The organism is Polycladidibacter hongkongensis (assembly GCF_001561995.1).
In the GTDB taxonomy this organism is placed as follows: domain Bacteria; phylum Pseudomonadota; class Alphaproteobacteria; order Rhizobiales; family Stappiaceae; genus Pseudovibrio; species Pseudovibrio hongkongensis.
The window spans coordinates 265,339-292,337 of the sequence record NZ_LLWC01000009.1 but is presented as its reverse complement, the minus strand read 5'-3'; the positions used below and the strand labels follow the sequence as shown (position 1 = coordinate 292,337).

At 52.9% G+C, this 26,999-nt stretch carries 28 protein-coding genes and 2 tRNA genes; 13 read left to right on the top strand and 17 right to left on the bottom strand.

Annotation, left to right across the window (positions count from 1 at the left end; genetic code table 11):
• Positions 1-7: 7 nt before the first annotated feature.
• Genes AYK82_RS04715 through AYK82_RS04705 form a run of 3 tightly spaced genes read right to left on the bottom strand, consistent with a single transcriptional unit; the run spans position 8 to position 1,615 of the window.
• Entirely contained in the window at positions 8-391 is a 384-nt protein-coding gene (locus AYK82_RS04715; RefSeq protein WP_068311884.1) for an ExbD/TolR family protein, read from the bottom strand.
• 6 nt (positions 392-397) lie between these two features.
• The gene (locus AYK82_RS04710; protein ID WP_082733736.1) at positions 398-1,129 is read right to left on the bottom strand and encodes a MotA/TolQ/ExbB proton channel family protein; all 732 of its coding nucleotides are present in this window, start codon (positions 1,127-1,129) and stop codon (positions 398-400) included.
• A gap of 27 nt (positions 1,130-1,156) precedes the next feature.
• Positions 1,157-1,615, bottom strand: a complete 459-nt coding sequence (locus AYK82_RS04705; RefSeq protein ID WP_068311881.1) for a hypothetical protein — start codon at positions 1,613-1,615, stop codon at positions 1,157-1,159.
• 267 nt (positions 1,616-1,882) lie between these two features.
• On the opposite strand from AYK82_RS04705, the gene hemP reads away from it, so the two are divergent.
• Positions 1,883-2,053: a hemin uptake protein HemP gene (gene hemP, locus AYK82_RS17700; protein WP_082733735.1), complete on the top strand. Its 171-nt coding sequence runs from the start codon at positions 1,883-1,885 to the stop codon at positions 2,051-2,053.
• 123 nt (positions 2,054-2,176) lie between these two features.
• Here the strand turns inward: hemP and AYK82_RS04700 are convergent, their stop codons facing one another.
• The 5 genes from AYK82_RS04700 to AYK82_RS04680 all read right to left on the bottom strand — a co-directional run bounded on the left by AYK82_RS04700 (position 2,177) and on the right by AYK82_RS04680 (position 6,826).
• Entirely contained in the window at positions 2,177-3,379 is a 1,203-nt protein-coding gene (locus AYK82_RS04700; protein ID WP_068311878.1) for an ABC transporter substrate-binding protein, read from the bottom strand.
• A gap of 106 nt (positions 3,380-3,485) precedes the next feature.
• Complete coding sequence (locus AYK82_RS04695; protein WP_068311874.1) at positions 3,486-4,433, bottom strand: branched-chain amino acid ABC transporter permease; 948 nt, start codon at positions 4,431-4,433, stop codon at positions 3,486-3,488.
• A gap of 12 nt (positions 4,434-4,445) precedes the next feature.
• Positions 4,446-5,318 (bottom strand): branched-chain amino acid ABC transporter permease, encoded by an 873-nt coding sequence (locus tag AYK82_RS04690; RefSeq protein WP_068311871.1) that lies wholly within the window; start codon positions 5,316-5,318, stop codon positions 4,446-4,448.
• Between the two features lie 15 nt (positions 5,319-5,333).
• Positions 5,334-6,059, bottom strand: coding sequence for an ABC transporter ATP-binding protein (locus AYK82_RS04685; protein ID WP_068311868.1), 726 nt, complete (start codon positions 6,057-6,059; stop codon positions 5,334-5,336).
• Positions 6,056-6,826, bottom strand: a complete 771-nt coding sequence (locus tag AYK82_RS04680; protein WP_068311866.1) for an ABC transporter ATP-binding protein — start codon at positions 6,824-6,826, stop codon at positions 6,056-6,058. The genes AYK82_RS04685 and AYK82_RS04680 overlap by 4 nt, the downstream gene beginning before the upstream one ends.
• Positions 6,827-7,219: 393 nt before the next feature.
• Here AYK82_RS04680 and AYK82_RS04675 point away from each other — a divergent pair, with 393 nt between their 5' ends.
• Positions 7,220-7,795: a nitroreductase family protein gene (locus AYK82_RS04675; RefSeq protein ID WP_156453254.1), complete on the top strand. Its 576-nt coding sequence runs from the start codon at positions 7,220-7,222 to the stop codon at positions 7,793-7,795.
• Between the two features lie 9 nt (positions 7,796-7,804).
• Here AYK82_RS04675 and mog read toward each other — a convergent pair whose 3' ends face one another.
• A complete protein-coding gene (mog, locus tag AYK82_RS04670; RefSeq protein ID WP_068311860.1) occupies positions 7,805-8,329 on the bottom strand; it encodes a molybdopterin adenylyltransferase in 525 nt (174 codons plus the stop codon).
• Between the two features lie 74 nt (positions 8,330-8,403).
• Positions 8,404-8,946 carry an NUDIX hydrolase gene (locus AYK82_RS04665; protein ID WP_156453253.1) on the bottom strand — a complete coding sequence of 181 codons (543 nt, stop codon included), beginning with the start codon at positions 8,944-8,946 and terminating at the stop codon, positions 8,404-8,406.
• A 403-nt stretch (positions 8,947-9,349) separates the two neighbouring features.
• Here AYK82_RS04665 and kynU point away from each other — a divergent pair, with 403 nt between their 5' ends.
• Positions 9,350-10,576 (top strand): kynureninase, encoded by a 1,227-nt coding sequence (gene kynU / locus AYK82_RS04660; RefSeq protein WP_068311857.1) that lies wholly within the window; start codon positions 9,350-9,352, stop codon positions 10,574-10,576.
• A gap of 120 nt (positions 10,577-10,696) precedes the next feature.
• Here the strand turns inward: kynU and AYK82_RS04655 are convergent.
• From AYK82_RS04655 to AYK82_RS04635, 5 genes are all read right to left on the bottom strand, one after another.
• A tRNA-Arg gene (locus AYK82_RS04655) sits at positions 10,697-10,773 on the bottom strand.
• Between the two features lie 41 nt (positions 10,774-10,814).
• Positions 10,815-10,891, bottom strand: a tRNA-Arg gene (locus AYK82_RS04650).
• A gap of 174 nt (positions 10,892-11,065) precedes the next feature.
• Complete coding sequence (locus AYK82_RS04645) at positions 11,066-12,586, bottom strand: sensor histidine kinase (protein ID WP_082733734.1); 1,521 nt, start codon at positions 12,584-12,586, stop codon at positions 11,066-11,068.
• A 110-nt stretch (positions 12,587-12,696) separates the two neighbouring features.
• Complete coding sequence (locus AYK82_RS04640) at positions 12,697-14,154, bottom strand: dihydrolipoyl dehydrogenase family protein (RefSeq protein ID WP_068311854.1); 1,458 nt, start codon at positions 14,152-14,154, stop codon at positions 12,697-12,699.
• The gene (locus tag AYK82_RS04635) at positions 14,154-15,008 is read right to left on the bottom strand and encodes a TVP38/TMEM64 family protein (RefSeq protein WP_082733733.1); all 855 of its coding nucleotides are present in this window, start codon (positions 15,006-15,008) and stop codon (positions 14,154-14,156) included. Before AYK82_RS04635 ends, AYK82_RS04640 begins: the two co-directional genes overlap by 1 nt.
• Positions 15,009-15,436: 428 nt before the next feature.
• On the opposite strand from AYK82_RS04635, the gene rpmH reads away from it, so the two are divergent.
• The 6 genes from rpmH to AYK82_RS04605 all read left to right on the top strand — a co-directional run bounded on the left by rpmH (position 15,437) and on the right by AYK82_RS04605 (position 20,594).
• Entirely contained in the window at positions 15,437-15,571 is a 135-nt protein-coding gene (gene rpmH / locus AYK82_RS04630; protein WP_068311851.1) for a 50S ribosomal protein L34, read from the top strand.
• A 67-nt stretch (positions 15,572-15,638) separates the two neighbouring features.
• Positions 15,639-16,121: a ribonuclease P protein component gene (rnpA, locus tag AYK82_RS04625; protein WP_082733732.1), complete on the top strand. Its 483-nt coding sequence runs from the start codon at positions 15,639-15,641 to the stop codon at positions 16,119-16,121.
• The gene (gene yidC, locus AYK82_RS04620; protein ID WP_068311848.1) at positions 16,111-17,913 is read left to right on the top strand and encodes a membrane protein insertase YidC; all 1,803 of its coding nucleotides are present in this window, start codon (positions 16,111-16,113) and stop codon (positions 17,911-17,913) included. Before rnpA ends, yidC begins: the two co-directional genes overlap by 11 nt.
• A 124-nt stretch (positions 17,914-18,037) precedes the next feature.
• Positions 18,038-18,688 carry a ribosome biogenesis GTP-binding protein YihA/YsxC gene (gene yihA / locus AYK82_RS04615; protein WP_068311845.1) on the top strand — a complete coding sequence of 217 codons (651 nt, stop codon included), beginning with the start codon at positions 18,038-18,040 and terminating at the stop codon, positions 18,686-18,688.
• Positions 18,689-18,878: 190 nt separating this feature from the next.
• The gene (gene argB / locus AYK82_RS04610) at positions 18,879-19,766 is read left to right on the top strand and encodes an acetylglutamate kinase (protein WP_172795184.1); all 888 of its coding nucleotides are present in this window, start codon (positions 18,879-18,881) and stop codon (positions 19,764-19,766) included.
• Between the two features lie 96 nt (positions 19,767-19,862).
• A complete protein-coding gene (locus AYK82_RS04605) occupies positions 19,863-20,594 on the top strand; it encodes a pyrimidine 5'-nucleotidase (protein WP_068312058.1) in 732 nt (243 codons plus the stop codon).
• 18 nt (positions 20,595-20,612) lie between these two features.
• Here the strand turns inward: AYK82_RS04605 and AYK82_RS04600 are convergent, their stop codons facing one another.
• Positions 20,613-21,845, bottom strand: coding sequence for a calcium-binding protein (locus tag AYK82_RS04600; protein WP_156453252.1), 1,233 nt, complete (start codon positions 21,843-21,845; stop codon positions 20,613-20,615).
• A 322-nt stretch (positions 21,846-22,167) separates the two neighbouring features.
• On the opposite strand from AYK82_RS04600, the gene AYK82_RS04595 reads away from it, so the two are divergent.
• The 3 genes from AYK82_RS04595 to AYK82_RS04585 all read left to right on the top strand — a co-directional run bounded on the left by AYK82_RS04595 (position 22,168) and on the right by AYK82_RS04585 (position 24,694).
• Positions 22,168-23,064, top strand: coding sequence for a LysR substrate-binding domain-containing protein (locus AYK82_RS04595; protein ID WP_068311839.1), 897 nt, complete (start codon positions 22,168-22,170; stop codon positions 23,062-23,064).
• Positions 23,065-23,280: 216 nt separating this feature from the next.
• Positions 23,281-24,132: a 2,3,4,5-tetrahydropyridine-2,6-dicarboxylate N-succinyltransferase gene (dapD, locus tag AYK82_RS04590; protein WP_068311836.1), complete on the top strand. Its 852-nt coding sequence runs from the start codon at positions 23,281-23,283 to the stop codon at positions 24,130-24,132.
• A 109-nt stretch (positions 24,133-24,241) separates the two neighbouring features.
• Positions 24,242-24,694 carry a DUF4265 domain-containing protein gene (locus AYK82_RS04585; protein ID WP_068311833.1) on the top strand — a complete coding sequence of 151 codons (453 nt, stop codon included), beginning with the start codon at positions 24,242-24,244 and terminating at the stop codon, positions 24,692-24,694.
• Positions 24,695-24,706: 12 nt separating this feature from the next.
• Here AYK82_RS04585 and AYK82_RS04580 read toward each other — a convergent pair whose 3' ends face one another.
• Positions 24,707-25,324 (bottom strand): HAD family hydrolase, encoded by a 618-nt coding sequence (locus AYK82_RS04580; RefSeq protein ID WP_068311830.1) that lies wholly within the window; start codon positions 25,322-25,324, stop codon positions 24,707-24,709.
• A gap of 220 nt (positions 25,325-25,544) precedes the next feature.
• Between AYK82_RS04580 and AYK82_RS04575 the strand changes: the two genes are divergently transcribed.
• Positions 25,545-26,948 carry an MATE family efflux transporter gene (locus AYK82_RS04575; RefSeq protein WP_068311827.1) on the top strand — a complete coding sequence of 468 codons (1,404 nt, stop codon included), beginning with the start codon at positions 25,545-25,547 and terminating at the stop codon, positions 26,946-26,948.
• Positions 26,949-26,999 lie beyond the last annotated feature (51 nt).

The window sequence follows — 26,999 nt, the reverse complement described above, 5'->3', positions numbered from 1 at the left end:
CTGCTGGCTATTTGCCAACCAGTTTTGCATTATACCCAGCTATCCCGAGCGCTCCGAGGACATCAACCGCGTCTTGCACTGTTGCCTCTTCTTTTGGCAGCAGCGCAATAAGGCGTTCTTTGTCCGTATCTTTGGCGTCAAGGTGCGTGACAAGCTCTTCAGCGGACATCGATTTACCTGCGAACACCACCTCTTGCTTGCCAATTCGCAGCACTATAGGGCGAGAGCTTTCGCTTACCCCTGTTCCTTGCTGTGTTCCGGCGATGTTTAGCTGCTGATATTTCGAGAAAGTCGAAGCCAGCATAAAAAACATGAGCAGTAGAAAAATGACGTCAATCAGCGATGTGAGTCCGGGGGCACGGCGCGGCTTTATCTGCCTTGAAATCTGCATTGAAGCCTACGCTGCGCTAATGGCATGGGGTGCTGTAACTTCTTGAGAATGTGCCATTGCCGCATTTGCCGCGCGCTGCGGCTCCTGAGCGCGTGACCCGGCCCGAGTAAACACTGCGGTCAGCAAAACTTCCATTTCTTGCTGCTCGTTCTCAACGCGACCATCAAAGTAGCTTGTCATTACCGAAGCTGGAATTGCCACAGCAAGCCCGACGGCTGTTGTCAGCAGTGCGACCCAAATACCGCCAGCCAGAGCAGCAGGGTCAACTTGCGCGCCAGCGTCTGCCATCGCCTGAAACGCCTCGATCATCCCGATTACAGTTCCGAATAGGCCCAGAAGCGGCGCAATTTGCGCAATCATGTCGAGTGGACGCAAGTAGGCACGCATATTGGCAAGCTGAGCGCTGCATTGGCTTTCGGCCTCTTCGCGTTGTGCCGTTTCGTTAAGCTGTCCGATCTGGTGATTTTTCATCGCAGCAGACAGGCAACGGGCCAATGCACCATTGCTTCTCTGTATAGAAAGGATGGCTTTTTCCTTTTGGCCCGATGACCAAAAGGCAACTGCCCCACGCACATCCCGATGGCGACCAACATGGAGGCAGCGAAAATGCCACAACTTAGCGATTACTAATGCCAGAGCGACAATGCTGAGAAGCAATAGGATGGTAACAACGGGCCCGCCCATAGCAATGATCTCGCCTAGTGGACCCATGGATTTTGTTAGTTCGGCAAATGACATGTCTAATTTCTTTGTTAAAAGTGTTTCTTAAAGCTGCAATTCTATTTGTCCGCGATGGGAGATATCCATCGCATCCAAGCAAGCGGCATTGTTCAGCGCTTCACCAGTGCAGGCGGTCACATCATTGACGAGCAGGCTTGCAATTCCCTCGCATTTCACACCCGCAATATCGTAGGCTTGAACGCGCGTCTTTTTGTTTGGCAAGCGCCCGAGCGATACGCTTAACAAGTCAACCAGCCCCCCCTCGCGATCAAAGATTACGAGATCAAGCGAGAGATCCTCAATGCTGGTCCCCATTGTATTTTTTGCAAGAAACGACACTCTGCAGGAATCTGCAACCTGCTCATCCTTAAGCAGTTGAAGCTTAATCAGCTTTCCAGAACCGGTTGCCGCCGCTGAAGCGGGAAAACAGGCGATGAAGGCAGAGAAAATTAGTGGAGCAATAAAAAATGCAATTTTGCCTTTGCATAAACCAACAAACGACATTTGGATTATCCTGTTTGGGTAATGATTGCTGTGAGTACCGTAGGCTGGCTTGTTACTGAGGGAGAGAGGCGTAACTGGCTTGCAAACGATAGTACGGCCAGACATCTTATGCTCAATTGAGTGACGCGATAATCAATTCAGCGACATCAGGCATTGCACTTGTACTTAAATATGAATATGAAAGTCAAGTTATATTGTTTGACCCTGTGCTTTTGGAAAACGCATGCAGGGACAAGACAGCTTTGGGATTAACAGGAGATCTCCCTCATGCCAGTTGCACAACAAAGCGTTGAAACAGCTAAATTTTCTAGCGACATGCGTAAGGTTCTTAGCAGCAAGGACCTGTTTGAAGGTGAAAGAGAAATTCAGATTTCTCACAATGATGATGTCTATCGCCTAACCATAACCAAGCTGGGCAAACTGATTCTGACGAAGTAGGCTAGTGGTACTTTGGAGCCTTGAGAATCAGTCTTGATCAGGCTCCGACCCCACGATTATCCACAATGAAAAAGGCCGGGTGCTATGACCCGGCCTTTTCGTTTTAATTGCTGCACTACGTGCTTAGTTCATCGGGGTCTGAAGCTTGAAGCTCTCACCGTCAATAGAGAAGAGGCCGTAGGCGCCAGGTACATCGCCGTTCGCATCGAAGTTCAGGTCGCCAGCGGCGCCCTTGTAATCGATCTCCTTGCCAGCTTTGATCAGCTCAACAGCTTTCTTCCATTCGCCAGCGGCAACAGCTTCGCCTTTGCCATCGGAAACAGCAGAAATAGCAGCAGGAACTTTGGCTTTGTCGCCGCCAGCTTTCTCGATTGCCAGAGCAAGCACAAAGGCAGCATCGTAGGAGTTGGCAACGAAGATCGCATCCGCGCTACCGCCAGCTGCGGTGAAGGCCTTGTTGAAGCTATCGAGGCTGCTAGAGGCCTCACCCATTGGGGAGGATGCTACAAATGTGGTGAGGTTTTCTGCACCCAGTTCTTTGATAGGTGCATCAGACTTCATGCCATCACCGCCAACAAAGTTGGTGAAGAAGCCATTCTCAAGCGCTTGGCGCAAAATGGTTAGACCGGAGCCATCGCCGTAGTCAAAAATAACCAGTGTGTCGGCGCCACCGCGGGACAATTCTGCAAGGTTGGTGCGGTAAGATGCTTTGCCTTCTTCATGCGCCGCGTAACCGGAGATTTTGCCACCCTGTGTTTCAAACTCAGCTTTAAACGCACCAGCAAGACCGGATCCATAGTCGTTGTTCAAGTATGCAACGGCGACGTTCTTGGTGCCTTGTGCAACCAGCGTACGAGCCAGCGCACGGCCTTGGTAGTCATCAGAAGGTACGGTGCGGTAGACGGTGCCTTTGTCGTCCAGACCGGTGATTTCCGGGGACGTGCCAGACGGGGTGATCAAGGCAACGCCTGCAGGTGCTGCAACGGAGTTTGCAACTGCGATAACCGGGCCGGAGCAATGTGGGCCGACCAGAGCGGTCACCTGCTCTACGTTGACAAGCTTGGAGGCTGCATCCACACCGTTTTGCGGATTACATGCACTATCGCCCACAACGGTTACGATTTTCTGGCCGCCCAGAACGCCGCCCTGCTCATTCACCTGTGCGAACGCCAGCTTTGCAGCATCAATCATTGGCGGGGCCATCGCAGCGATTGGGCCAGAAATACCGCCCAACAGACCGACTTTCACATCGGCAGCAGCAGAATTTGCAACAAGTGCGGTGGAGCCAAACAGGCTTGCAGCAACAACGAGATGAGTAAGTTTCATAGTTTCCTCCTAAAAGGGTTTTAGATGCCTTGCAGGCAAGGCGTATTCACAAAGATTATCGGGAAGTTGGGTGCGCGGGCTGCGCATCCCCTCCTCTTGCTTCTTGTTATTTTCGACGCTGAGCAGATTTCTGATCCGCCTCTGGCAAGATGCCTTCGGGGCGGAAACGCAGGACCAGTTGCAGCATCAAGCCGATGATAAACACGCGCATATATTTGGCTTTGATCGCGTATTCCTCTGGCAGCTGATCGGTAACGAACTCGGACATGGACCAGATCGTCCAGACAACGACCACTCCCAAAATGGCACCGCGGTTATTGCCCGAGCCGCCAAGGATCAACATGATCCAGACAAGGAAAGTGGCGATCATCGGATCAATCGCTTCTGGTGTGATCGAACGGTAGTAGTGGGCCAGCATTGCCCCGCCCAACCCCATGATGGCCGCACCGAAGATGAACGCCTCTAGGCGACGGCGCTCGATGTTTTTACCCATGGCGTTTGCAGCCAGCTCATTATCGCGGATACCGCGCATCATGCGGCCCCAAGGCGCTTTCAACTGCTTTTCAACCAGCAGGTAAATACAGAAAAGCACAATCACGACGAGCGCAAGATAAGAGAGCTCGGAGAGTGCATAATTATCCGAGGCCAGAGGCCGTGGAATTTTGGTGACACCGCGTGCGCCGCCGGTGAGCCAGCCTTCTGACTTAATTACCAAGCGAATGATCTCAGCCACACCGATGGTGGCGATGGCCAGATAATCGGAGCGGAAGCGCAAGCATATTTTGCCGATAGGCCACGCGACGAGGCCCGCCACGAGCATGGCAGCGGCCCAGCCCACGGGCACCGGCAAATCCAGCCCGCCCAAGTGGTTAGCGCTTAGCGCGCTGGTTACCAAGGCGGAGGTGTAGGCGCCAACCGCAAAGAATCCGGCGATACCAGCATTAAACAGGCCGGTAAAGCCCCACTGGATGTTCAGCCCCAGTGCAAGAATAGCGTAAATGCCCATGAAGATTGCCATGGACATGGCGTAGATCAGGATCCCTGGAATTTCCATGCCAGCCGCCCCTTAAAGTAGTTTGCCTTTGAGCAAGCCCGTGGGCCTGACCAAAAGAATGAGAAGAAGGATGACAAAGGCCATGGCGGCTTTATACTCGCTAGGCAGAACCAGCACGGACAGCTCCTCAGCCACGCCGACGACAAGCCCGCCAAGCACCGCGCCTTCAACGCGGCCGACACCGCCAAGGATTGCCGCAGCGAACATGGGCAGCAACATTGTCCATCCCATGAGAGCCTTCAGCTCGGTGTTTAGACCGAGGAAGAAGCCCGAGGCGGCGCAAAGCGCCCCGACAATGGCCCAGGTCAGCATGGTTGTACGGCGGTTATCGACACCAGAGAGCAAGGCCAGATCCGGGTTATCCGACATGGCGCGCATGGCCTTGCCCCATTTTGTCTTTTGCAAGAACACCCAGAGCACACCAACAATGGCGAACATCGCAAGCATGGTGAAAATCTCACGATCTCGAAGGCGCAGGCCCCAATAGTTTTCGGGACGGACGAGGCCTCGGCTGTATGTTTCCGTATCCACGCCCCAGATTACCTGAATGACGGCCCGCAGCATGAGCGCGATGCCAAGCGAGGCCATCACGGTAATGATTTTTGGCCGGTCGGTTAGGTAATCATAGAAGACCTTATCGATACCAATGGCGATAAGTGCACATAGTGCCATGGCAATCGGCAGCGCCGCCCACGGGCTTATGCCAGAGGCCGTGACGACGGCAAGCGCGGCAAAGGCACCGAAAGTGGCCAGATCACCGTGCGCCAAGTGGGCGAAACGCAGGATACCAAAAACAAGGGTAATGCCGACAGCGCCGACAGCATAGATCGACCCGAGCACCAAGCCGGGGATCACGTAGAAATTCATTAGTTCAAGGAGTGTCATTTTCTCTTGCCCTGCCTATCCGCCAAGGAACATTTCTGCGACTTCGCGATCGGCCAGCAGCCCCTCGCCTGTGCCTTCGTGGCGGTTTTGCCCTGCTGCAAGCACATAGGCACGATCAGAAAATGTCAGTGCCTGCTTGGCATGTTGCTCAACAAGCAAAATGGAAACATCCGTATCTCGGACCGAGCGGGTGATTTCGAAAATCTGCTCCATGTATTTTGGAGAGAGGCCTGCTGTTGGCTCATCTAACAATAGCAATACCGGATCCAGCATCAAGGCGCGGCCCATAGCCACCATTTGGCGCTGACCGCCCGAGAGGGAACCGGCCATGGCGGAACGGCGCTCGCGCAAATCCGGAAACAGGGAGAAAACCCGGTCAAGGGCGGCGGTGAAGTCGCCTTTGCGCAAAAATGCCCCCATTTCCAGATTTTCCAACACCGTCATCTCACGGAAAACGTTGTTCACCTGAGGTACGTAGCAAACGCCATTTTGCACAATTTTATTCGGCTTCCAGCCGGTCATATCCTGCCCGGCGACGGTAATGGAGCCGCCGCGGACATTCAAAAGGCCGAACACAGCTTTCATTGCTGTCGATTTGCCAGCTCCATTGGGGCCGATGATGGAGACTATTTCCCTGCGCGCAACCTTGATATTGATGTCATGCAGGATATCAGCATCACCGTAGCCGGCGCGCACGTCTTTCATCACCAAGGTAGGTGTTGTTTTAGATGTGTTGGTCATGCCGCATCTCCTACAACTTCACCCAAATAGGCTTCCAGCACGCGTTTATCGGAGCGCACTTGGGCAAAACTACCCGCAATGAGGACAGAGCCTTCGGCCATACAAATAACGGGATCGCAGAGCTTTTCGATCATTTCCATATCGTGCTCGATCAGCATGAATGTGTAGCCGCGCTCTTTGTTGAGGATCTGGATCTTTTCTTCCAGTTTGCGCAATAGGGTCCGGTTTACTCCGGCGGCGGGCTCATCCAGCAGCACCAATTTGGCGTCTGTCATCATGGTACGGCCAAGCTCAAGCAGCTTTTTCTGGCCACCGGAAAGATTGCCAGCGCGCTCGTCTGCCACGTGGGTCAGCTCAAGGAACTCCAGAGTTTCCCAAGCTTTTTGGCGGGTTAATTCTTCCTGTGCCCGTACCTGCCCCGAGCGCAACCAATTGGCCAGCAAGTTCTCCCCCAGCTGGTTTTCCGGCACCAACATGAGGTTTTCCAGCACCGTTAACCGATGAAATTCATGGGGGATCTGAAATGTACGAACCAAACCACGGTGGAACAACTTATCTGAGCTAAGGCTTGTCACATCCTTGCCCATAAAGTGAATGGAGCCGGACGTTGGCTGGAATGCGCCGGCGATTAGATTAAAGAGCGTGGTCTTGCCTGCACCGTTTGGCCCGACGAGCCCTGTTATCGTGCCTTCTTTAACGGATAGCGAACAAGACTGAACGGCCTTGAACCCGCCGAAGCTCTTTGTCAGCTGGTCAACTTCCAGCATTTATTCTCCCCCAGATGCACCGGATGGCAAGATATATGCCATTACAAGCATCGCTCAACTGAACAATTGGCAACTAATTGCGCCAATTTGTATTAATACGCATAGAGTGAGTACATTGTGCAGCCGCCAACGATCAACCGGTTTTTGGGTCCAAAACGAGTTTTCCTTGAGAATTGGTAGTTTCTAGCTGTTTTTGCACCGATCCCGCGGAAATATTGCGCAAAAACTGTAGAGAAGTTTGACCCGCAACAGAATATTTCCAGCGCCCGCGCGCCAAATTTGGGTTATTTTCAACAAAAACACGCAGGAGATAGGAATAATGCTGCTTGTTCTTGGCAAATCACAGGGGGAGTGGCATTGCTGTGTTTGAAAGAGATAGTAAAAGGCATTGATATGACGGCTGATGAGCTTAGCGCCATAATGCACGAGAGGAACTCCGCTTCGCTGAAGCACATGCAAGAGCCCGCACCCGACAATGCCCAGCTTACTCAAATTATAGAAGCGGCGGCAACAGCGCCGGACCACGGACGGCAACACCCATTTCGGTTCTTAGTTATCAACGATGCGGGTAGAGCGAAATTGGCTGATTACTTTGAGCAAAGCGCATTGCGCCGACAACCAGATTTGACCGAGGAGCTGCGCACACGCGCAAGGCAAAAGGCCTATAATGGACCGATGCTATTAGCGATGATTGTCGCGCACCCCTTGGAACATCGCAACATACCCGATACCGACCGCCTGATCAGCGCGGGGGCCGCTTTGCAAAATGTTTTGCTGATGGCGCAAGCTCTTGGATTTGCCAGCCGTGTCACGTCTGGAGAAGCAGTGCGGGAGGCAGCCTTCGGCGAAATGCTTAGCCTAAAAAGTAATGAAGCATTCGTTTGCTTCATCTCGATAGGTAGCAGTGATAAGCAGCGTCAGAGTAAAGGCAGGCCAAACGCTAGCGATTTGATGCGCATTTGGCCTTGAACGCTGTCCCTATTTCTTCTTTGGGCGGAATGCTTTAATGAGCTCAGGATCTGTATCAACAAAGCCGGCGCCGATGAGATCCAAGCAATATGGAACTGCTGGGAAGACTGCATCCAAGCAGGTTTTGATTGCAGATGGCTTACCGGGTAGGTTGATGATCAAGCTGGCGCCACGTGTTCCGGCGGTTTGCCTAGATAAAATAGCGGTAGGGACTTCGCGCAGGGAAACTTCGCGCATCAGCTCTCCAAAGCCGGGCAACTCTTTTTCCATTACCTGCCGCATGGCTTCTGGCGTTAGATCGCGCAGGGCAGGACCTGTGCCGCCTGTGGTGAGGATCAGGTCGACCTTTTCTTCGTCGACCAGCTTCTGCAAATGGGAAACCACACTCTCAATGCCATCTGGTATTATGCGATGGATCGGTTCGTAAGGTGTTGTAACTACGGCCTCCAGATAGGCAAGGATCGCCGGCCCGCTTTTGTCTTCATAAACGCCAGCTGAGGCACGATCAGAGATGGTGACGGCAGCAATTTTCATATGTCTTTCTCCGCAGCAAACACTCAAAGCCAAGCACGGCTTGGTAGATAGAGTGTTTGATAGAGGAAAACAGCCTAGATGCCAATGCGGTCAAACAACTTGCCTGCCCGCTGCGCAGCCAGACGCGTCAGGCCGCGTGGGTAACCCATTGGCTCACGCGCTTTAATACTCTTTTTCGCCCCAAAAGTGCGAAGCAAAGCTTTTAACTCAGGCTCATGTACCAGCTTTGCTGCTTGTGAGGGCGTGAACCACTTGCGTTCGCGTTCGTCTTGCTCTGGCCACGCGCTCAGCTCCTCTGTCACTTCCAGCGGATAAAGCTCGACCTCACAAGCGATCGGAAATTTGCCGACGCGCTGCTTAAGGTAACCAAAGCTGCCCAGCGCGCGATGCCAGAGGACGCCGGCAACGCCTGCTTCCTCAAAAGCCTCGATCTCTGCGGTTTCCTGCCCAGTCTTGTTCTTCATCGGCCATCCCTTGGGGACAACCCACCGCCGCGTTTCACGCGAGGTGATGAGCAGGACTTCGGTTTTGTTCTTGCCTAGCTTGCGAAAGGGAAGCGCCGCGTATTGCCGCGCCGTGCCCAACCCTTTGGCTTCGGCCTTCGTCATTTTTTTCATATGCCGTCTCTTATGCCTTAACTGTTGTTTTCAAGAGACGAGCCCTTGGTACTTGAGCCCGATGGGTGCGAGAATTCTACTCTTCAATTTTGCTTCGGATGCGCACATTATGCACCTTGCCCGCGAATGCTTCAACCATCAAAAATCGCATAGATGTTTCTTGGAGAGATATGGGAAGCTTTCTATCTTTTACAAGTCCTCAATTTCCTTAGCATTTGATGATAGCACTGCAAGAAAGTTACGCTGTGATGGCTTTTAACATCAAAATTAAAGATGAATTTTTCTCTATTTATATCTGAATGACAATCTTCAATTTTTCGCGACGTTTTTTGTTTTGTTTGCTATTCTAGAAATATTCAAACAAAACAATGCACTCGCTGCTATTACATGGAAACTACATGCAATGAAACTTGCCGAAGCTCGTGATCTCGACCAATCCGATGCCTTTGCGACCAAACGCGCGCAATTCAAGTTGCCCGAGGGTGTTGTTTATCTAGATGGCAACTCACTAGGCGCATTGCCACGCGGCGTCGAGGAAGCTGTGCAACAGCTGGTGACCAATCAATGGGGCAAATCGCTTATCCGAGGCTGGAATGAGCATGACTGGATCGATTTGCCAGAGAAAGTCGCATCAAAACTTGCGCCGCTGCTTGGCACCAAGGCGCATTGCATCAGCTGCGGCGACAGCACATCGCTCAATGTGTTTAAAACGCTCGCAGCGGCATTATCCTTACGGCCTGCGAGGAAGATAATCCTTTCAGACACTGGTAATTTTCCGACTGATCTGTATATGGCGCAAGGACTTAGCCAACTGCTTGCACAGGGACACGAGTTAAAAACCGTTGCGCCTGAAGATGTTGCAGAAGCAATTGATGAGAGCGTGGCGGTGCTCATGCTCACGCAGGTCGATTATCGTAGTGGCAAGCTGCACCCGATGGCGGAGCTGACCCAGAAGGCACAGGCCGTAGGCGCATTGACACTTTGGGATCTCGCCCATTCAGCGGGTGCATTTCAAGTGGAGCTTGATGCGTGCAACGCGGATTTTGCCGTGGGTTGTGGCTATAAGTATCTCAATGGTGGGCCGGGCGCTCCAGCCTTTTGTTATGTTGCAGAGCGGCATCACAAAGCTCTCGCCAGCCCGCTTTCTGGCTGGATGGGCCATGCGGCCCCCTTTGCGTTTGACCATGAATACCAACCAGCAGAAGGGGTGCGGCGGCTGCGCGTTGGTACGCCACCTATCCTGGGGCTAACTGCCCTTAACAGAGCGCTAGACGTCTATGACGGCGTGGACATGCAAGAGCTGCGCAAAAAGGCGCTCGCGTTGTGCGATTTATTCATCGAAGAAGTGCAGACACGCTGCCCGCAGGTTGAGTTAGTGGGCAGTAAAAACCGGTCCGCCTATGGATCTCAGGTCTCTTTCCGGCACGAGAGCGGTTATGCAATCGTGCAAGCGCTAATAGCGGAAGGTGTTATTGGCGACTTTCGCGCGCCAAATGTGATGCGCTTTGGCTTTACGCCGCTTTACATCGGCTACGAGGACACAGTGAAGGCGGCGCAGACCTTGCAACAGGTGCTGGAAGAAGAGTTGTGGCGACAGCCAGAGTATATGACAAAAGCCAAGGTGACTTGAGCACCAAAAAAGCGCTTGGCGCAAACTGCCCGGCGCTCCAAATTTGCACGGTACTAACAGGGGAAAGGCATAAAACAAAAATAGCCGCACCTTTTCAGATACGGCATACGCGCTTTAACATGGCGCACCGGGGAGGATTCGAACCCCCGACCCCCAGATTCGTAGTCTGGTGCTCTATCCAGCTGAGCTACCGGTGCCTGTATCATTTAATAGCCTGTAACCATTTCTTGTAGAAGAATGGCGCACCGGGGAGGATTCGAACCCCCGACCCCCAGATTCGTAGTCTGGTGCTCTATCCAGCTGAGCTACCGGTGCAGGTCTATTGTTCCGTCGGGAACGGGGGCTTATGTAGCCGTAGCTTCTGCTGTTGGCAAGCGCCAAATTGAATTTTTTCTTTGTTTTTCGCGAATTGGGGAAAAGGAACCCCGATTTGTCGTCGAATGTGCACAGAGAAAATAGCACAATGGGCGACTTACTTGGCAACTGCGTTCACTGCCCACTTTTAGACTGCGGCTGGCGAGGCAACCTCAGGCAGAATGTGGTGCCGGTGCTGTCGGTCTTTACCAAATCCAATGTTCCGCCATGAGCGAGAGCGATTTCTCTGGCAATTGCAAGCCCAAGACCGGTCCCGCCCTGTTTGCCGAAGCTGTGAAAAGCTTGAAACAACGTTCTTAGGGTAGCTGCTGGAATACCGGGGCCCGTATCTGCGATAAAGAGTGCTGTTTCTGTTTCGTCTTCCTGTGCCCACACGCTCAAGCGCTTGACCACTTCCTCGCCGCCACTGCTTTGCATAGCTTGCACAGCATTGCGGCATAGATTCAAGAGGACACGGAAGAGCTGTTCAGGGTCTGCGTTCACTTCTAGGCCATTGGGAAGGTTGTTCTTAAACTGTACAGAACCGCCATGCTCCAGCTCCAAAAGCTCCGCGACATCGCGCAGGACCGCAGCGACGCAAACAATGCGCGGCTGCGGGATCGCTTCTTGAGCCTTCCCGTAATCCATAACCGCCTTTGTGTAGTTGGTTGCACGATCCAACGTACTGAGAACTTTTGGGGCGAGACGCTGCACTGTCGGGTCTGGCAGTGTTTCAAGTCGCTCGGTAAACAATTGCGCCGAGGCAAGCAGATTGCGCAAATCATGATTGATTTTTGAAACAGCAAGGCCAAGGGCGGCCATGCGCCGCTGCTGCTGCAAGGTTTGGTTGAGCGAACGCTGCAAGCGCTCCAGCTCTTGCTCTGCACAGCCGATTTCATCCTTGCGCGCGGAGGGCCTAATGATCTTGCTGGTGTTTTCCGGCTGGCGGGCGAATTCTGCCATAGATTGCGTGAGGCGGAGCATTGGCCGTAAAAACAGTGCCCGCAGCGAGAAATAAACAAGCGTGGCAGTTATGATCGATATCGCCAGAGAAAGCCAAAAGATGTTCGCGGAGAATTTTAGCATATCGGCGCGAACAGCCTTGATGGGAATAATCAGATCAACCTGCGTATTAGGATCCATGTTTACGGCGGCCTGAATACGGAGGCTGCCTGTTTGCGCACCAGTCAAAATCTTCATGCTAGAGACAATAGATTTTAGCGGCTCCAGCTCTTCAAGCTGGATTGTTTGTCGAATGGGTGCCGGCGGGTTGCCAATAGCAATAAGCCAGCGGTTGTCCCCGCGGATCAACGAAATTGCCTCGGCTTTGGTTACATCAAGCAGCTGCTGCTGCCGCACCGGACTAAGGCCCCGAGCCTCGGTGAGAAGCGTCGCCGCCACCCCGGCCACCGCAGCCTTGTCTGCCAACCATGAGTTACGAAAATTGGCGATGCTTGGCACAAAAATCAGGATTTCGGAGAGCATGACAAACAGTGCAGTTAACGCGAGCAGCTTTGCTGACAATCCACGATAGGGGTTGCGCTGGTGCGACACCTGTTGTTGCCCGGTGGCTTGGCTTTCAGCTGTGGTACCTTCGCCAATGGAAGGAGCGTTTTTATCCAGCACCTGAGCAAACTTGCCAATTGTTGCAGTCATGTTAATGCCGCTGGGTTTTGAGCGACTTATGGAGGCGCCAGTCTATCAGGTTGTGTCACACTTGCAATTGCCCCCTCGTAGTTTTACGGGGGAGACAATGGTAGGAGAGGCTAGCCCAAACGGGCAAGCAGCGCGGCGGCGCGGCGAAGCAACGGCTTCTTCGGCACATTTGCATAATATTGCAGCGCCACTCGTTTTATCAGTTCCCCATAGGTGGGGTAAGGGAAGCTATTGGAAAGTAGTGCCCCCACTTTGCTACCACGGCTCATTTCGCTGGCGAGCAGGCCAATAAGCTCCCCTGCCCCGACACCGACAGCTGAGGCGCCGCAAAGCCTGCCTTTTTTGCCTACGACGATTTGCAGCTCACCCTCGGCATGCCCGGCAGCGACAGCGCGATCATTTTGACTAAAGGGAGCGGATAGCACCTGTAACCCATCGCCCCGTGTAATTGAAGATGGCAGCATTCCGACACAAGCAAGCTCCGGCGAGGTATACAGCGCGGCAGGAACAACCATTTTCCTATGATTGACCGGCAAGCGGAAGAGAATGTTTCGCACAGCAAGGGCGGCTTGTCCTCCAGCAGCATGGGTAAACTGGTGCAGACCATTTACGTCTCCCAGCGCGAAAATACGGCGATTACTGGTCTTAAGATTGCTCGAAACTGTAATGAAGCCGTTTCGCGTTGCGACCCCAGCCTCCCGCAAACCCAGCTTATCAAGCTTTGGTTTGCGCCCTGTGGCCAACAATAGATGTGAACCAGCAATTGTTTGTACCCCTGCCTGCGTTTCCACAGTGAGCTTAACCCGCTCTTGGCAAGAGGCATCTGCGTTGTAGTGGGAATTCTTGACATGTGCGGCTGAAAGCAGATCCACGCCTTCGGCTTGCAATTGCGCCAATACCATTTCGGCATGACGCGGCTCAAAGCCGGACAGCGGCTGAGCAGACTCAATTATTGTGACTTTTGAGCCCAGACGCGCATGCGCCTGTGCCATTTCGACACCAATTGGCCCTGCACCGATAACTAGAAGATGCTTAGGGCGCTCTTGCAAAGAGAACAGGTTCTCATTGGTCAGGTATGGGGTTTGCTCCAGCCCCGGGATTGGCGGCACTGTGGCTGTCGCTCCGGTTGCGACAATGAAGCGGCGAGCTTTTACCAAGACTTGCGCCCCGTTCAGGGCCGTTGCCTGCACCAGCCGCGGGCTGATAAAGCGCGCCTCCGCACGCAGGACGCTCACGCCCAACTCTTCAAACCGCTCCTTTGAGTCATGAGGCGCTATAGCGGCAATGGCGTCTTCTACATTTTTCCGCGCCACCGCAAAATCAATCGGCCCGGAAACAAGTTGAGGAAGCAAGTCGCCTGCGCTTTGCACGGCGTTAGCACGTTCGGCAGCGGCGAGCAGGGCTTTGGAGGGAACGCAGCCGTAATTCAGACAGTCGCCGCCCATCTTACCTTTTTCAATCAATACAACTTGCCGCCCAAAGGCACTTAGGGCAGCCGCGGCTGTTAATCCGGCGGCGCCCGCACCTATAATGCATGTATCGGGACATAAGGTCGTCTGCTCAGACATTAATCGTCTTCCCCTAGTTTTGCGGAGCTGCTTTTCTGCTTACCTGATATTTTTGGAGCATTCGCAGCATGTCCCCCCTGCGCGAACCAACCCAACTGGCGCAATATGCTGGGTATCAACGCGACAACCGCAAGGGCGGTTAAAGCTATCAAAATTCGCGGTGTTATTAGGGCGCTTAGCTCGAGAGAGCAGGTTGCGGCAGCAGCACAGCCCGGATTCGCTGCCTCTTGCGCCATCACCAGGCTTTCAAGTCCCGATCCAACGAAAGCAAAGGCGAAGGTGCCAGGAATAATGCCGAGCGCAGTGGTCCATGCATATCGAAACAATGAGATAGAGAATAGCGCAGGTGCAATATTCACTAGCCAGAACGGAAAAATGGGGCACAAGCGCAAGAACAGCATGTAAGACGTGGCGTTGTGGCGAAAACCTGCCGCCATTTTGGAAAGCATGGGACCTGCCTTTTCACGCAGTTCCGCCCCGAGCGAACTTTTTGCAATGACAAACACCGCAATCGCCCCGAGTGTCGCAGCTCCCACAGTTATCGCACCGCCAATGAACCAGCCAAACAGAAAACCTGAGGCGATGGTGAGCACCGCACCACCGGGTATGGATAATGCGGTTGCAAGAATATAGAACGCAGCATAGGACAGCAGCACGAGAACCGGATAGCTCGCATAGATGTTTAGTAGGCCTTCACGATGCATGATAAGCGCGGAAACCGAGACCTGCCTGTGCCATCCCTGCGAAAACGCCAGTCCCATCAACACGACAAGCACAACAAGCGGCAACCACCGCTGCAGACGGCGCTTTCTATTGAGGCTGGGTTGACCCGTGTTATTTTTGCCCTGCGTCATCGAGTTTGGCGTCTTTCTCAGGTTAGATTTTCATTTAAGGGCCTAAGGCACGAATCCTACAATGGGCGCCTGCCTTACCCTTCTAAATTAGCGGAAACTGCTTGTTTATGGGGGTGATATCTTCTCACAACTCAATCACAGGTTCGTGGGTTTTGAGTTACTGAGCCCTGTATCTTTTGGGGAAAGACGATGAATCGCGGTAAATTCGCGTTGCGCCGGCACAAAAGCGAAAAGAATCGCAAAATTGAGTCAGTTTAGCGGGCGCAGAACATTGACTTGCCCCGCCGCGCCTAATATAAGCGCGCTCGACTAGGAGTGCCAACAAACCTGCGGCCACGCGCCGCCATGATGGTTTAACCCGGGTTTGGCTAGGCAGATCCGCCCACTATTTAACTGCGGGGTTTTTACCCTGCGCATAGGTTAGAAAAATGAAGCGTACTTACCAACCGAGCCGTCTTGTTCGCAAGCGTCGTCACGGCTTCCGCGCCCGCATGGCAACCAAAAATGGCCGCCAAGTTCTTGCACGTCGTCGTGCCAAGGGCCGTAAGCGCCTGAGTGCCTAATTCTCTAGGGTGCGCGGCGGCTCAATCCGTAGCCTTTACAAAAAGTCAACGAAACCGCCGCACTCCAATGAAAACATTAAAAAAGCGCTCCGAGTTTCTAGCCGTTGCAAAAGGCGGTAGAACACCTCGGCGCGCTTTTTTGTTGCAAGCCTGCAAGACCCGTGAAGATGGCGCCCCGCGTATGGGCTACACTGTTACGAAGAAAACAGGCAACTCGGTGGAGCGAAGCCGTATCAAACGCCGCTTGCGTAGCGCTGTCGCCAAACTGGAAGATGGCGCGGGACTTCTTGGTGCTGATTATGTATTGATCGGCCGCAGAGCTGCCCTTTCCCAGCCCTTTGACGAACTGTTGCGCGACCTGCGTGGTAGCCTGAAGCAGGCCTTTAGCGCCAAAAGCCGCGAGCGCTCCTTTGGCAGCTCCAAGGGCAAAGGGCGAAAAAAGCCGCAGGGTGATCGGGGAAATTGTTCACCACCTATTGAAAAATCTGCTAAAGAGCAGACCTATTCACCACACGTTTCAAAGATGAGTGATCCAGTCGATGAACGATAATCGCAACATGATTTTGGCGGTCGTGCTTTCCGGCCTTGTGCTGCTGGGTTGGCAATTTTTTGTCGGTCAGCCACAGCTGGAAGCCCAACTAGCCAACCAACAACAGGCGCAGAGCAATGTTCCAGCCGCGCCGTCGCAGCCTGATGGAGCGCAGTCCACCTCTGCAGGGGCGGTAAGTGCGCCGGGCACTGCAAGCAATGACAAGGTGCTGAGCCGCGACGCTGCGCTTGATTTGAGTGCGCGTGTTGCTATCGAGACGCCACGGGTCAACGGTTCGATCAATCTGGTTGGTGCACGCCTTGATGACTTGCACCTGAAAGATTACCGACAAACACTGGCAGCTGATTCCGATACTGTCATCCTGCTGTCGCCAAAACAGAGCCCGGAGCCATACTATGCCGATCTTGGCTGGGTCGCGGGCGCTGGCGCTGGCATCAAAGTTCCGGCTGAAGACAGCATCTGGAGCCTTGCACAAGGCGACAAGCTGACCCCTACCTCCCCGGTGACACTTGCATGGGACAATGGTGAGGGCCTTACGTTCAAGCGTACGATCACTGTTGATGAGAACTATATGTTCTCCGTTACCCAAGCTGTTGAGAACACCAGTGGCAAGGACGTAACGCTTTACCCTTACGGGCTGGTGGTCCGCAAGGGCGAACCGCAGACCTCTGGCTACTTTGTCTTGCACGAGGGCATGATCGGTGTTCTTGGTGAGGACGGCCTGCAAGAAGTGGACTACTCCACCTTGATTGAAGAGGGCTCTAAGAAATACGCCAAGGCCTCTGAAGGCTGGCTTGGTATTACCGACAAGTATTGGGCGACAGCGCTGGTGCCAGCAGCTGGCGCGGAATACGAAGGCCGTTTCCTCTATAGCCCTGCGAGCACCAACTTCCAAGCAGATTACCTCGGTTCAGCGACGAAGATTGCAGCTGGCAGCACTGCAGAAGTAAGCTCCAAGCTGTTTGCAGGGGCAAAAGAGTCCAATCTGATTGATGCCTACGAAGCTGCAGACAACATCAAAAACTTCGAGTTGATGATTGACTGGGGTTGGTTCTACTTCCTGACCAAGCCTATGTTCTGGCTCATCGATCTGCTTTATTCCATCGTTGGCAACTTCGGTATCGCGATTTTGTTGGTGACCGTGCTTGTGAAAGCTGTGTTCTTCCCGCTGGCGAACAAATCATACGTCTCAATGAGTAAGATGAAGCTGGTGCAGCCGAAAATGCAGGACATCCGCGAAAAGTACAAGGATGACCGCGCCAAGCAGCAACAAGCAATGATGGAGCTGTACAAGACCGAGAAGATCAACCCGATGGCTGGCTGTTTGCCGATGCTCATCCAGATTCCCGTGTTCTTTTCGCTCTACAAGGTTCTGTTCGTCACCATCGAGATGCGCCATGCGCCGTTCTTTGGCTGGATTCAGGATTTGTCCGCGCCGGATCCAACCAACCTGTTCACGCTGTTTGGCATGATCCCGTGGGATCCACCTGCACTTCTGATGCTCGGCATCTGGCCGCTCATCATGGGTGTGACCATGTTCTTGCAGATGAAGATGAACCCAGCCCCAGCTGAGCCTGCGCAACAGATGATCTTCAACTGGATGCCCGTGATGTTCACCTTCATGCTCGCATCCTTCCCAGCGGGTCTGGTGATCTATTGGGCATGGAACAACTCACTGTCCATCGCGCAGCAGAGCATCATCATGAAGCGCCAAGGTGTGAAGCTGGAGCTGTTTGATAATCTCAAATCCATGTTCTCACGCAAAGCCAAAGAAGACGGCGAGAAAAGCTAGCACTGCCTCTCTAGTAATCCATTGGCCCTCGCAGCAGCTGTTGCGGGGGCTTTTTCATGCCATAAATGCAAGTGCACTCTGGATAGCCCTTGGCGCAAAGCGCATATGCGGCTAAAAAGCCATTATGACCGACGAGACAGAATTCAGCCCAGAACAAATTGAGCAAGGCCGCCTGATGTTTGCGCGCCCTTGGGATTTTATCACCAGTGTTGCCGAAGTTAAAAAACTTCCGCCGCTTGGTAAGCTAGAAGTCGCTTTTTGTGGCCGTTCGAATGTGGGCAAATCCAGCCTGATCAACGCGCTCACCGGCCGCAAAGGGCTGGCGCGCACCTCCAACACGCCGGGCCGTACGCAGATGCTCAATTTCTTCGGCGAGGTTGATGCACCGATCGATATTGTCGACATGCCGGGTTATGGCTATGCGGAGGCACCGAAAAACATGGTGGATGCATGGACCTCGCTGGTGTTTGACTATCTCCGCGGTAGAGCTACCTTGCGCCGGGTTTTTGCACTCGTGGATAGTCGTCACGGGATTAAAAAAAACGACCTTGAGGCCTACGCGATTTTAGACAAGGCTGCCGTTCCCTATCAGGTGGTGCTAACGAAAGCTGACAAGATCAAGCCCGGCCAATTGGCGCGCATGAAGGAAGCGACACTGGATGCATTGAAAAAGCGCCCAGCGGCACACCCTGTGGTGCTTGCAACCTCCTCAGAAAAGGGTGTCGGCATGGACGAGGTGCGGGCCACCATGTTGCAGCTGGCCGAGCAAGGCTAAAGGTTTTTGAGGCGAGGCCAGCTGGTCTCGCCTTTTTTTGTTTTGCGCGAGGATACTTGCAAATCTTGCGAGGCATTTGCCGCAAAACAACAATTGTTCTGCGCGTTGAACTCGCGCTATAAATTGCCAACGCAGTTTCTCACGGGGCGATGCTAAAGCCCTGACACAGACATTTTTGGATAAGACGCCAATGAGTTCTACAGATTCCACCAATCGCGCCCACGTTATCGCACAGGCCCTGCCCTATATGCAGCGCTATGATGATCGTACTGTTGTGGTGAAATACGGCGGCAATGCAATGGGAGACGCTTCACTCTCGCAAGCCTTTGCCCGCGACATCACGCTGCTGCGCCAGTCTGGCGTGCATCCTGTTGTGGTGCATGGCGGGGGGCCGCAGATTGGCGCTATGCTCGACCGGTTGCAGATCAAGAGCGAGTTCAAAGGCGGCTTGCGCGTTACCGATCAAAAAACAGTAGAAGTGGTCGAGATGGTGCTCGCAGGCTCCATCAATAAAAACATCGTTCAACACATTAACGCAGAAGGTGGACGTGCCATTGGCCTGTGCGGCAAGGATGGCGGGATGGTTACAGCTCGCAAATTGCACCGCACCCACCGCAACCCCGATTCAAATATTGAGCAGGTTCTGGATCTGGGCTTCGTAGGAGAGCCTGAAGCAGTGAACCCAACCGTACTGCGCATGATTTTGGAAAAGGACCTTATTCCTGTGGTGGCTCCGGTTGCGCCGGGACTGGATGGCGCTACCTACAACATCAACGCAGACACATTTGCCGGGGCCATTGCGGGCTCGCTGAACGCGAAGCGCCTGTTGTTCCTTACCGACGTTCCTGGTGTTCTGGACAAAAACGGCAAACTGATAAAACAACTCACAGTAGCTGAAGCTCGTGCCCTGATCATTGATGGTACGATCTCGGGCGGGATGATCCCCAAGGTGGAGACCTGCATCGAAGCGCTGGAGCGGGGTGTCGAGGGCGTGGTGATTGTCGATGGCAAGGTGCCACATTCGGTGCTGCTGGAGCTGTTTACAGATCACGGTGCCGGTACGCTGATTGTGCGCTAAGCCCCTCCCCTTCAGTGATAGCAATGCTGTATTTTTGTCGTCTCATCTCTATATAAGGGGGTGAGACGATTTTTTTCCAAGAACAACGAGGTCATCTTGCCAGAACTTGCCAAGAAATTTGCGGATGTAAACACTTGGGTGTTTGATCTGGACAACACGCTTTATCCAGCGGATTCTCAAGTTTTTGGCCAGATTGCCGAGAAGATCGCCCAGTATGTGCAAGAGATTACTGGCAAGGACAGCGCAGAGGCGCACAAGATTCAGCATGGTTACTATTTGGAATACGGTACCACCCTTAATGGCTTAATGCTGAAGCATGATGTGGACCCTGAGCACTATCTGGAATTTGTGCATGATATCGACCACTCCACCTTGCAGCACAATGGGAGGCTGAAGCAAGCGCTGGAGCAATTGCCCGGGCGACGGTTTATCCTGACTAACGGCACAAGGAAGCACGCGCAGAATATTACAGAACGGCTTGGCATTAGCGGGCTGTTTGATGGCGTCTTTGGTATTAGCGAAGCGCAATACATCCCCAAGCCCAAGGAAGAAACCTACCAGATGTTTCTTGACAGCCATAATATCGATCCGGCTGGCGCGGCGATGTTTGAGGATCTACCAAAGAACCTCGTCGTTCCTAAGAAGCTTGGTATGGAAACCGTATTGGTCTTACCGGAAAGCTCCGGCGGCGGCCCGCAAGCATTTGCGCAGATCGCTGGTGAGCACGCGGCGCATGTGGATCACTTCACATCAAATCTTGACGGATTCTTGGAGGACCTGATGCTGGGAGACAGCGCCACAGATGAGCCAGCGGAGTCACTCCGCTGACCTCTACAAAAGTAGGAGCTAGTCTGCTGGTACTGGAACCGTTCTGTCGGCAAATTGCAACGCCTCAATATTTTTCAGCGTGTCAGTGCCATCACGCCCCAGCTTGTTATCACGGACTGTCAGACGTTCACCCGCCGCAGTTAGTGAATACTCAGCAAAGTTGCCAGAAAAATATGTGGTATCGTGCCCTGCCCCACCATCAAATTCGTTGTCACCAGCGTTGCCCCAGAAACGGTTGTCATAGGCATTACCGATAATCTTCGCTGGATTATCGCCGTGCAGGCGCACATAGGCCAAGCGGGAAGCCTTGTAACTATATGGAAAACCACCATCTTCCCGCAGAGAGAAAGTGCCGGAGAAACTCTCGGGTAACTCAGCAATATAGGTTAAAAAGGGTTGGAAAAACCCGTTGATGATCGCCAGCCCCTTCGGGTCATTAGCCGCCAACTCTTCCCGGTTTGTTGCCAACGGGTAGGCGCCAAAGTGGGTTGTACCTGCTGGAACTTCTCCTCTCATGTCCTGCCCCTCATAAAGGGTCGGGTTGCGCTTCCACAAATCTAGATAAACATCATAGACCGCAGCAAAATACTCGTTGTTGTGATTTTCCGGCTCGTCTTCCGGCCACCCTTGAAAACCGCGAGCTGTTGCAGCATCTGATGCAGCTTCAATCTGCTTTTGAAAGTCAGGCAATGCCGGTTTGATACCGTAGTCATGAACGAAGTGGAGAATTTCTTCAAATGAAGCATCGCGTGTGCGGTGCTCTAGGTAGTCTACTGTGCCTTCAACCGGGGTTTCATTTGCCCGCAGATCCTGAATTCCGCCAAAATCATTGCGGCGCATGAACTCTTCAAATTCTGGCGTATTGAAGGATGCCTCTGTGTTTAAAAACACCATCGCTCCTTTGGTGTTGGCGATTGTATTTGCGACGTTCGTCTTATCTTTTCCGAAGCGAGAGTTTGGTGCATCGCGCAGAATATGCTCCAATACACTGCGACCTTTCACAATTTGCGCCTCTGTCCAATTCTTTTGCGCGAGGATATGGATCGGCTTGCCATTGGGTGCAATTACCTTGGTGTAATTCACAAAGGCTCCGCGATAGGCAGGAGGAACTTGCTCAGGCAAAGCAACTACGCCCGATGGACTTGCGCTGGTATCGATATCATCAGGAAAAACCTGAGAGCCATCGGAATGCTCAAAACTCGAAAACACGGAGAGGGCAAAGAGGACAAAACTGGTAGCTGCAATTGCCATTATTGTTGCTAGCGCTGCAACTAATTTGATAGGGCGCATAAATTAGTTCTTCTTGTCGGTTTCAATAGCATGTGATGCGAATTTAAATAATGTACGTTAAAGTTGAAATTGTGGCAGAGCTAAGCACTTTGTCCTGCTGTTGCACTGAGTAACTTTAGTTCGCGGCCTTGGCCGATGGGTTTGAGTCGCGTCAAAAGCTCGCATGGGGATTTTTGCCCTAAAAAAATACCGTGGACATCTAGACTTTTTCCCTCAGGGCTTTATTGAGGATTATTCAAGATAATAATCAGGCTCACCAAAGAGCTGGTAAGGATCGTCAGACATGGTTTCATTGCGCGCGCTACACGCATTTTCTTTGCTCGCCAAACATGGGCGAGCCGCCCGAGCGGCTGAAGACTTGGGGGTTACACCCTCCGCGTTGACACATTTGCTGCGTTCGCTGGAAAGCGAGCTCGGCGCAGCGCTGGTTATTCGAGATGGTCGTGGATTAGCCTTAACAGAAGAGGGACAACGGCTTTCCTCCAATTTAGGCACTTCGTTTGATCAAATTGAACATGCAGTGGAAGCATTCCGACGAAGAAGCCGAACGGAGTTGAGGATTTCAACCCTCTCAACTGTCGCAACACGATGGCTAATTCCACGCTTGCCAGATTTTCAGGCGAAGCACCCTGATATCGAGCTACTGATATCAACCAGTATGAGACTGGTGGATCTTGATCGAGAATCTTACGATTGCGCCATTCGCCTTGGGAATGGAGCTTGGCCGCATGTGGAGCGCCACAAGCTTTGGGAAGAAGATCTGGTGGTCGCCTTTGCACCGCAGCTTTGCGAAGGCAAGCAGCCAGATGTTTCCATGCTGAGAGAGATGAAGCTGCTGCATACCTCGTCCCGCAGGGAAGATTGGCCGACATGGCTGGATCGGGCGAACTACGAGCACCCGGACAAAGGGGCTGGCGCGATGTTTGAAAGCCGTAACATGGCAATTCAGGCCGCTGTTGCCGGTATGGGCGCAATCGCTATCGACACGCACTTTGTCGAGCAGGAGGTTGCTGCCGGTCATCTGATGGTGCCCGAGTGGCCAAAGTTTACTCTTGATACCGGGTACTGGTTTGTGCGCAATTCAAACAGGCCGCTCACTCGGCCGGTTGCTGCATTCCGCGATTGGCTGATTGAGCAGGCAGAGGCTGAAGCCGTTAGTGATCGGCCAGAAGAAGCCTAGCATCGCCGAACACTCGAAGAACTATGTTGTTGGGGCCAAAACTGTGCGCGCAGTTTTGGTCCTTTTTTCATTTATAGGAAACTAACAGTCTGCTGCGCTAGGCCGCAGGGCTCAGCGGTTTGTTGAGCTTGTCTTGGTTGACAGGGCATTAAAGTATCGCGTAGGCAAAGAGCACTTATTTTGGTTTTCTTTTCTAACCCGAGGCCAGCCGATACCATGCTGCAAACCGAACTTGCTGCCCTAGAGGCCACCATCAACGCTGCTTTTGACGCACGCGATGATATTACCACTGAAACCACCGGCGATGTGCGCGACGCTGTTGTGAAGACGCTGGACTTACTCGACAAGGGCATTTTGCGTGTTGCCGAGCGTAAGAACAACGACTGGAACGTGAACCAGTGGGCGAAAAAGGCCGTGCTGCTTTCCTTCCGTCTGAACCCAATGGAAATCATCAAGGGTGGCCCTGATGGCGCAACTTGGTGGGACAAGGTTCCTTCAAAATTCCTTGGCTGGGGTGCTGAAGAATTCACCGAAGCCGGTTTCCGCGCCGTGCCGGGCGCAGTTGTGCGCAAGTCTGCCTTTATTGGCAAATCAGCTGTGTTGATGCCGTCCTTTATAAACCTTGGTGCGTTTGTTGACGAAGGTACCATGGTGGATACATGGGTGACTGTTGGCTCTTGTGCGCAGATTGGTAAAAACGTGCATTTGTCTGGCGGTGTGGGCATTGGCGGCGTGTTGGAGCCGTTGCAGGCTGATCCGGTTATCATTGAAGACAACTGCTTCATCGGTGCCCGTTCTGAAGTTGTTGAGGGTGTGATTGTTCGTGAAGGCGCTGTGCTTTCCATGGGCGTATTTATTTCCGCAACGACCAAAATTATTGATCGCACCACAGGCGAAGTATTTGTTGGCGAAGTGCCTGCCTATTCTGTCGTTGTTCCGGGCAGCTTGCCGGGCAAACCTCTGCCAGACGGCACGCCGGGGCCAAGCCTTTCCTGCGCGGTAATCGTAAAGCGTGTTGATGCGCAGACCCGCTCAAAGACTTCGGTCAACGATCTGTTGCGTGACTGATCAGGATTTGGTCATCAAATCGCGATTAAGCCGGGGTTTACCCGGCTTTTTATTTGCCATGACATGGTGCATGGCTATAGTGCCGGAGCATATAACAAGGCCGCTTCCCATGACCTCACCTCGTGACATCTTTGAAATTTCATTGCCACTCAATCCGCAGGATTGGCATGGTTACACCAGCGAGCAAGTTTGGGCGAGCGCGGTTGGGGATGGGCGCTACAAACTGGAAAACACGCCATTTTTCGCGCACGGCCTTGCGCTTGGCGATGTTGTTCGGGCGCGCAAGTCCAAAGGGAAACTATTGTTTGAGGCCGTGATGACACCCTCAGGACACGCAACCTACCGGATTATTATCGAGGACGAGGCCTCACCAGAGGAAGTCAACCAGTTTTGGGGGCGTTTGGACGCGCTTGGCTGCACCTGCGAAGATATTGAAGGTGATCTGCCACTGTTCAGCATCGATGTACCACCGGGGATCGACCTTGATACAGTTAGGGCACGCCTGCAAGAGGGCGAAGACTATGGTGTCTGGTCCTTTGAAGAGGCGTGCTGCCCGGCTTAATTATGGGTCGCTTTAAACCGGAAACCCGAGTGACTGCAGATCCTTGCGCACTTGCGCGGCAGATTTAAATTGCAGAGCGCCCATGCCAACGCTGCGGGCTCCTTCCACATTGGCGGCACTATCATCAATAAAGATCAACTCTTGCGGGCTGAGTTTATTGCGCTCTAACAGCCGCTCATAGATCCCTGCTTCCGGCTTAAGCAATTTCTCATCGGCGGAGACCACCGTGTCGAGGAAAGATTCCCGCAGGAAGGGGAAAATACTTAGGGCAAGATCGAATTTTTCTCGTGAAAAGTTGGTGATGGCGTACACCTCTATGCCTTTGTCGCGCAATTCTTGTAGCAGTTCGACAGTTTCGTCGATAGCGCCGCCCAGCATTTCCTCCCAGCGATCGCTGTAGGCGCGAATGAGAGGCTCATGCTCTGGATAGAGGGCGATACGCTCTTTAAGCGCTTCATCCCATTTTCGGCCACGGTCCTGCTCCAAATTCCACTCCATCGGGCAGACGGTGCTGAGGAACCAATCGCGCTGCGTGTCGTCGGGAATGAGCTTGCGGTAAAGGTTTTCAGGATCCCAACGGATCAGAACGTTTCCAATATCGAAAACAACTTTTTTATATTCATGTTTCATCGAATAATCTTACCCATGAGTGCCAAGTGACAACATTAGACTATACGACTAACTTTCAAGGGAAATGTGACGAATTTGCAGCAGTGGCGCTAATTGAACTGCGGCTATTCTGCTTTCTACTGCCGTAGTGTCGCATTTTCTTTTCACTACTTGACAAAAAAAGTAGAAGTTGGCTCTGTTAATGCACCCCGTATTTTTTTAGTTCATTATCGGAAATAGCATGGAACCCTCCCTACAAGGCGATGCGCACAGCCGTGCACAAAGCAATCATTATCTCACAGATTCGCTAGCTTCCCTGTTTTTAAAAACCGCATTGCCAATCGTGTTCATTATGCTCGTCAATGGCGCATTTACTGTTGTTGATGGCATTTTCGTCGGGACTTTGGTTAGCGCTGATGCGCTTAGTGCCGTAACCTCTGTCTTTCCTCTATTTATGGTAGTTGTCGCCATTTCAACCATGGTTGCATCCGGTATGGCGAGCATCATGGCCCGCCGACTTGGCGCTGGCGACAAAGCAGGTGCAGAACAGATTCTAGCGCAGGCCTATTTGCTAAGTGTGGTTGTCTGCGCTGTATTGATTGCCACTTACCTGCTGTTTGGCGGTGGGGCGATCACCTTATTGAGCGATGATAACCCGCACATCCTGACAATGGCGGAGGCCTATATCCGAATTGTGTTCTTGACTAGTCCGCTAACCTTTTTCCTGTCCATGCAAGGGGATAGTCTGCGCTCTGAAGGGCATGTTGAGGCGATGAGCCTGATGATGCTGGCGGCAATTGTGCTAAACGGGGTTTTCAACTACGTGCTGATCGCGCACCTGCATTTGGGCGTTGCTGGCTCCGCTTACGGTACCGCGCTTGCACAAACAGCGAGTATTGCCGCTGTGCTTTGGTATCGGGCGAGCGGGCGAGCCAAGCTTCCTGCTCTGCCAAATGGCTTTGCCCAGATTGGCAAGGACTGGAAGGCAATGCTTATGCTGGGAGTGCCCTCTTCCTTTGGCAACTTGGGCGTCAGCTTTCAGGCCGCAACGTTTCTCCTATCTATCAACTTCATCGTCGCTGACAGTGCATTGTCGGTTACCGCCTACGGGATCGTGTCGCGCCTGTTTGCGTTTTTCTTTCTGCCGCTGCTTGGGCTTGCCTTGGCCTCGCAGTCAATAATTGGCAATAATTACGGGGCAAAAGAGTTTGCTCGTTCCAACACTGCGCTGAAGATTGCCTTGAATGTCGCATTTGTCTACTGCATTGGCGCGCAGATTTTATTTGTTGTTTTCGCGGCAGAACTTGCTGGCATGTTTGTCAAGGATCAGGCGGTGATTGACGAAGCCGCGCATATCATCCCAATCATGACAGCGGCCCTGTCACTGACCGGGATCAGCTTCATCCTTTCCAGCTATTTCCAAGCGCTCGGCGACGCAGTGAAGGCAACTGTTGTTTCCTTGTCAAAGTTTTTTGTCTTTGGCCCGATTATGCTGCTTGTTTTGCCGCACTATCTTGGCCTTGACGGGGTCTGGTGGTCTATGGCGGGCGGCGAAATACTCACTGCGCTGACCTGCCTCGTTGTGCTTTGGCTAAATGCGAAGCGTACCGGCGCGCGCCTTGGTATGTTTCTCCCTGCATCATAGAAACTGCTGTACATATCACAGGAAGCAACGCAAAGTAGCTCTCTTGCATTC

Bases quoted from the DNA above. Each gene is read 5' to 3' on its own strand.
- AYK82_RS04700 (WP_068311878.1), bottom strand. From the start codon at position 3,379: ATGAAACTTACTCATCTCGTTGTTGCTGCAAGCCTGTTTGGCTCCACC.
- AYK82_RS04635 (WP_082733733.1), bottom strand. From the start codon at position 15,008: ATGACGCAGGGCAAAAATAACACGGGTCAACCCAGCCTCAATAGAAAG.
- kynU (WP_068311857.1), top strand. From the start codon at position 9,350: ATGAAACTTGCCGAAGCTCGTGATCTCGACCAATCCGATGCCTTTGCG.
- AYK82_RS04705 (WP_068311881.1), bottom strand. From the start codon at position 1,615: ATGTCGTTTGTTGGTTTATGCAAAGGCAAAATTGCATTTTTTATTGCT.
- argB (WP_172795184.1), top strand. From the start codon at position 18,879: ATGAGTTCTACAGATTCCACCAATCGCGCCCACGTTATCGCACAGGCC.
- AYK82_RS04685 (WP_068311868.1), bottom strand. From the start codon at position 6,059: ATGACCAACACATCTAAAACAACACCTACCTTGGTGATGAAAGACGTG.
- AYK82_RS04710 (WP_082733736.1), bottom strand. From the start codon at position 1,129: ATGTCATTTGCCGAACTAACAAAATCCATGGGTCCACTAGGCGAGATC.
- hemP (WP_082733735.1), top strand. From the start codon at position 1,883: ATGCCAGTTGCACAACAAAGCGTTGAAACAGCTAAATTTTCTAGCGAC.
- AYK82_RS04645 (WP_082733734.1), bottom strand. From the start codon at position 12,586: ATGACTGCAACAATTGGCAAGTTTGCTCAGGTGCTGGATAAAAACGCT.
- rnpA (WP_082733732.1), top strand. From the start codon at position 15,639: ATGAAAACATTAAAAAAGCGCTCCGAGTTTCTAGCCGTTGCAAAAGGC.
- AYK82_RS04680 (WP_068311866.1), bottom strand. From the start codon at position 6,826: ATGCTGGAAGTTGACCAGCTGACAAAGAGCTTCGGCGGGTTCAAGGCC.
- AYK82_RS04575 (WP_068311827.1), top strand. From the start codon at position 25,545: ATGGAACCCTCCCTACAAGGCGATGCGCACAGCCGTGCACAAAGCAAT.
- AYK82_RS04640 (WP_068311854.1), bottom strand. From the start codon at position 14,154: ATGTCTGAGCAGACGACCTTATGTCCCGATACATGCATTATAGGTGCG.
- yihA (WP_068311845.1), top strand. From the start codon at position 18,038: ATGACCGACGAGACAGAATTCAGCCCAGAACAAATTGAGCAAGGCCGC.
- AYK82_RS04595 (WP_068311839.1), top strand. From the start codon at position 22,168: ATGGTTTCATTGCGCGCGCTACACGCATTTTCTTTGCTCGCCAAACAT.
- rpmH (WP_068311851.1), top strand. From the start codon at position 15,437: ATGAAGCGTACTTACCAACCGAGCCGTCTTGTTCGCAAGCGTCGTCAC.
- AYK82_RS04600 (WP_156453252.1), bottom strand. From the start codon at position 21,845: ATGGCAATTGCAGCTACCAGTTTTGTCCTCTTTGCCCTCTCCGTGTTT.
- AYK82_RS04665 (WP_156453253.1), bottom strand. From the start codon at position 8,946: ATGAAAAAAATGACGAAGGCCGAAGCCAAAGGGTTGGGCACGGCGCGG.
- mog (WP_068311860.1), bottom strand. From the start codon at position 8,329: ATGAAAATTGCTGCCGTCACCATCTCTGATCGTGCCTCAGCTGGCGTT.
- dapD (WP_068311836.1), top strand. From the start codon at position 23,281: ATGCTGCAAACCGAACTTGCTGCCCTAGAGGCCACCATCAACGCTGCT.
- AYK82_RS04715 (WP_068311884.1), bottom strand. From the start codon at position 391: ATGCAGATTTCAAGGCAGATAAAGCCGCGCCGTGCCCCCGGACTCACA.
- AYK82_RS04695 (WP_068311874.1), bottom strand. From the start codon at position 4,433: ATGGAAATTCCAGGGATCCTGATCTACGCCATGTCCATGGCAATCTTC.
- AYK82_RS04675 (WP_156453254.1), top strand. From the start codon at position 7,220: ATGACGGCTGATGAGCTTAGCGCCATAATGCACGAGAGGAACTCCGCT.
- AYK82_RS04690 (WP_068311871.1), bottom strand. From the start codon at position 5,318: ATGACACTCCTTGAACTAATGAATTTCTACGTGATCCCCGGCTTGGTG.
- yidC (WP_068311848.1), top strand. From the start codon at position 16,111: ATGAACGATAATCGCAACATGATTTTGGCGGTCGTGCTTTCCGGCCTT.
- AYK82_RS04580 (WP_068311830.1), bottom strand. From the start codon at position 25,324: ATGAAACATGAATATAAAAAAGTTGTTTTCGATATTGGAAACGTTCTG.
- AYK82_RS04585 (WP_068311833.1), top strand. From the start codon at position 24,242: ATGACCTCACCTCGTGACATCTTTGAAATTTCATTGCCACTCAATCCG.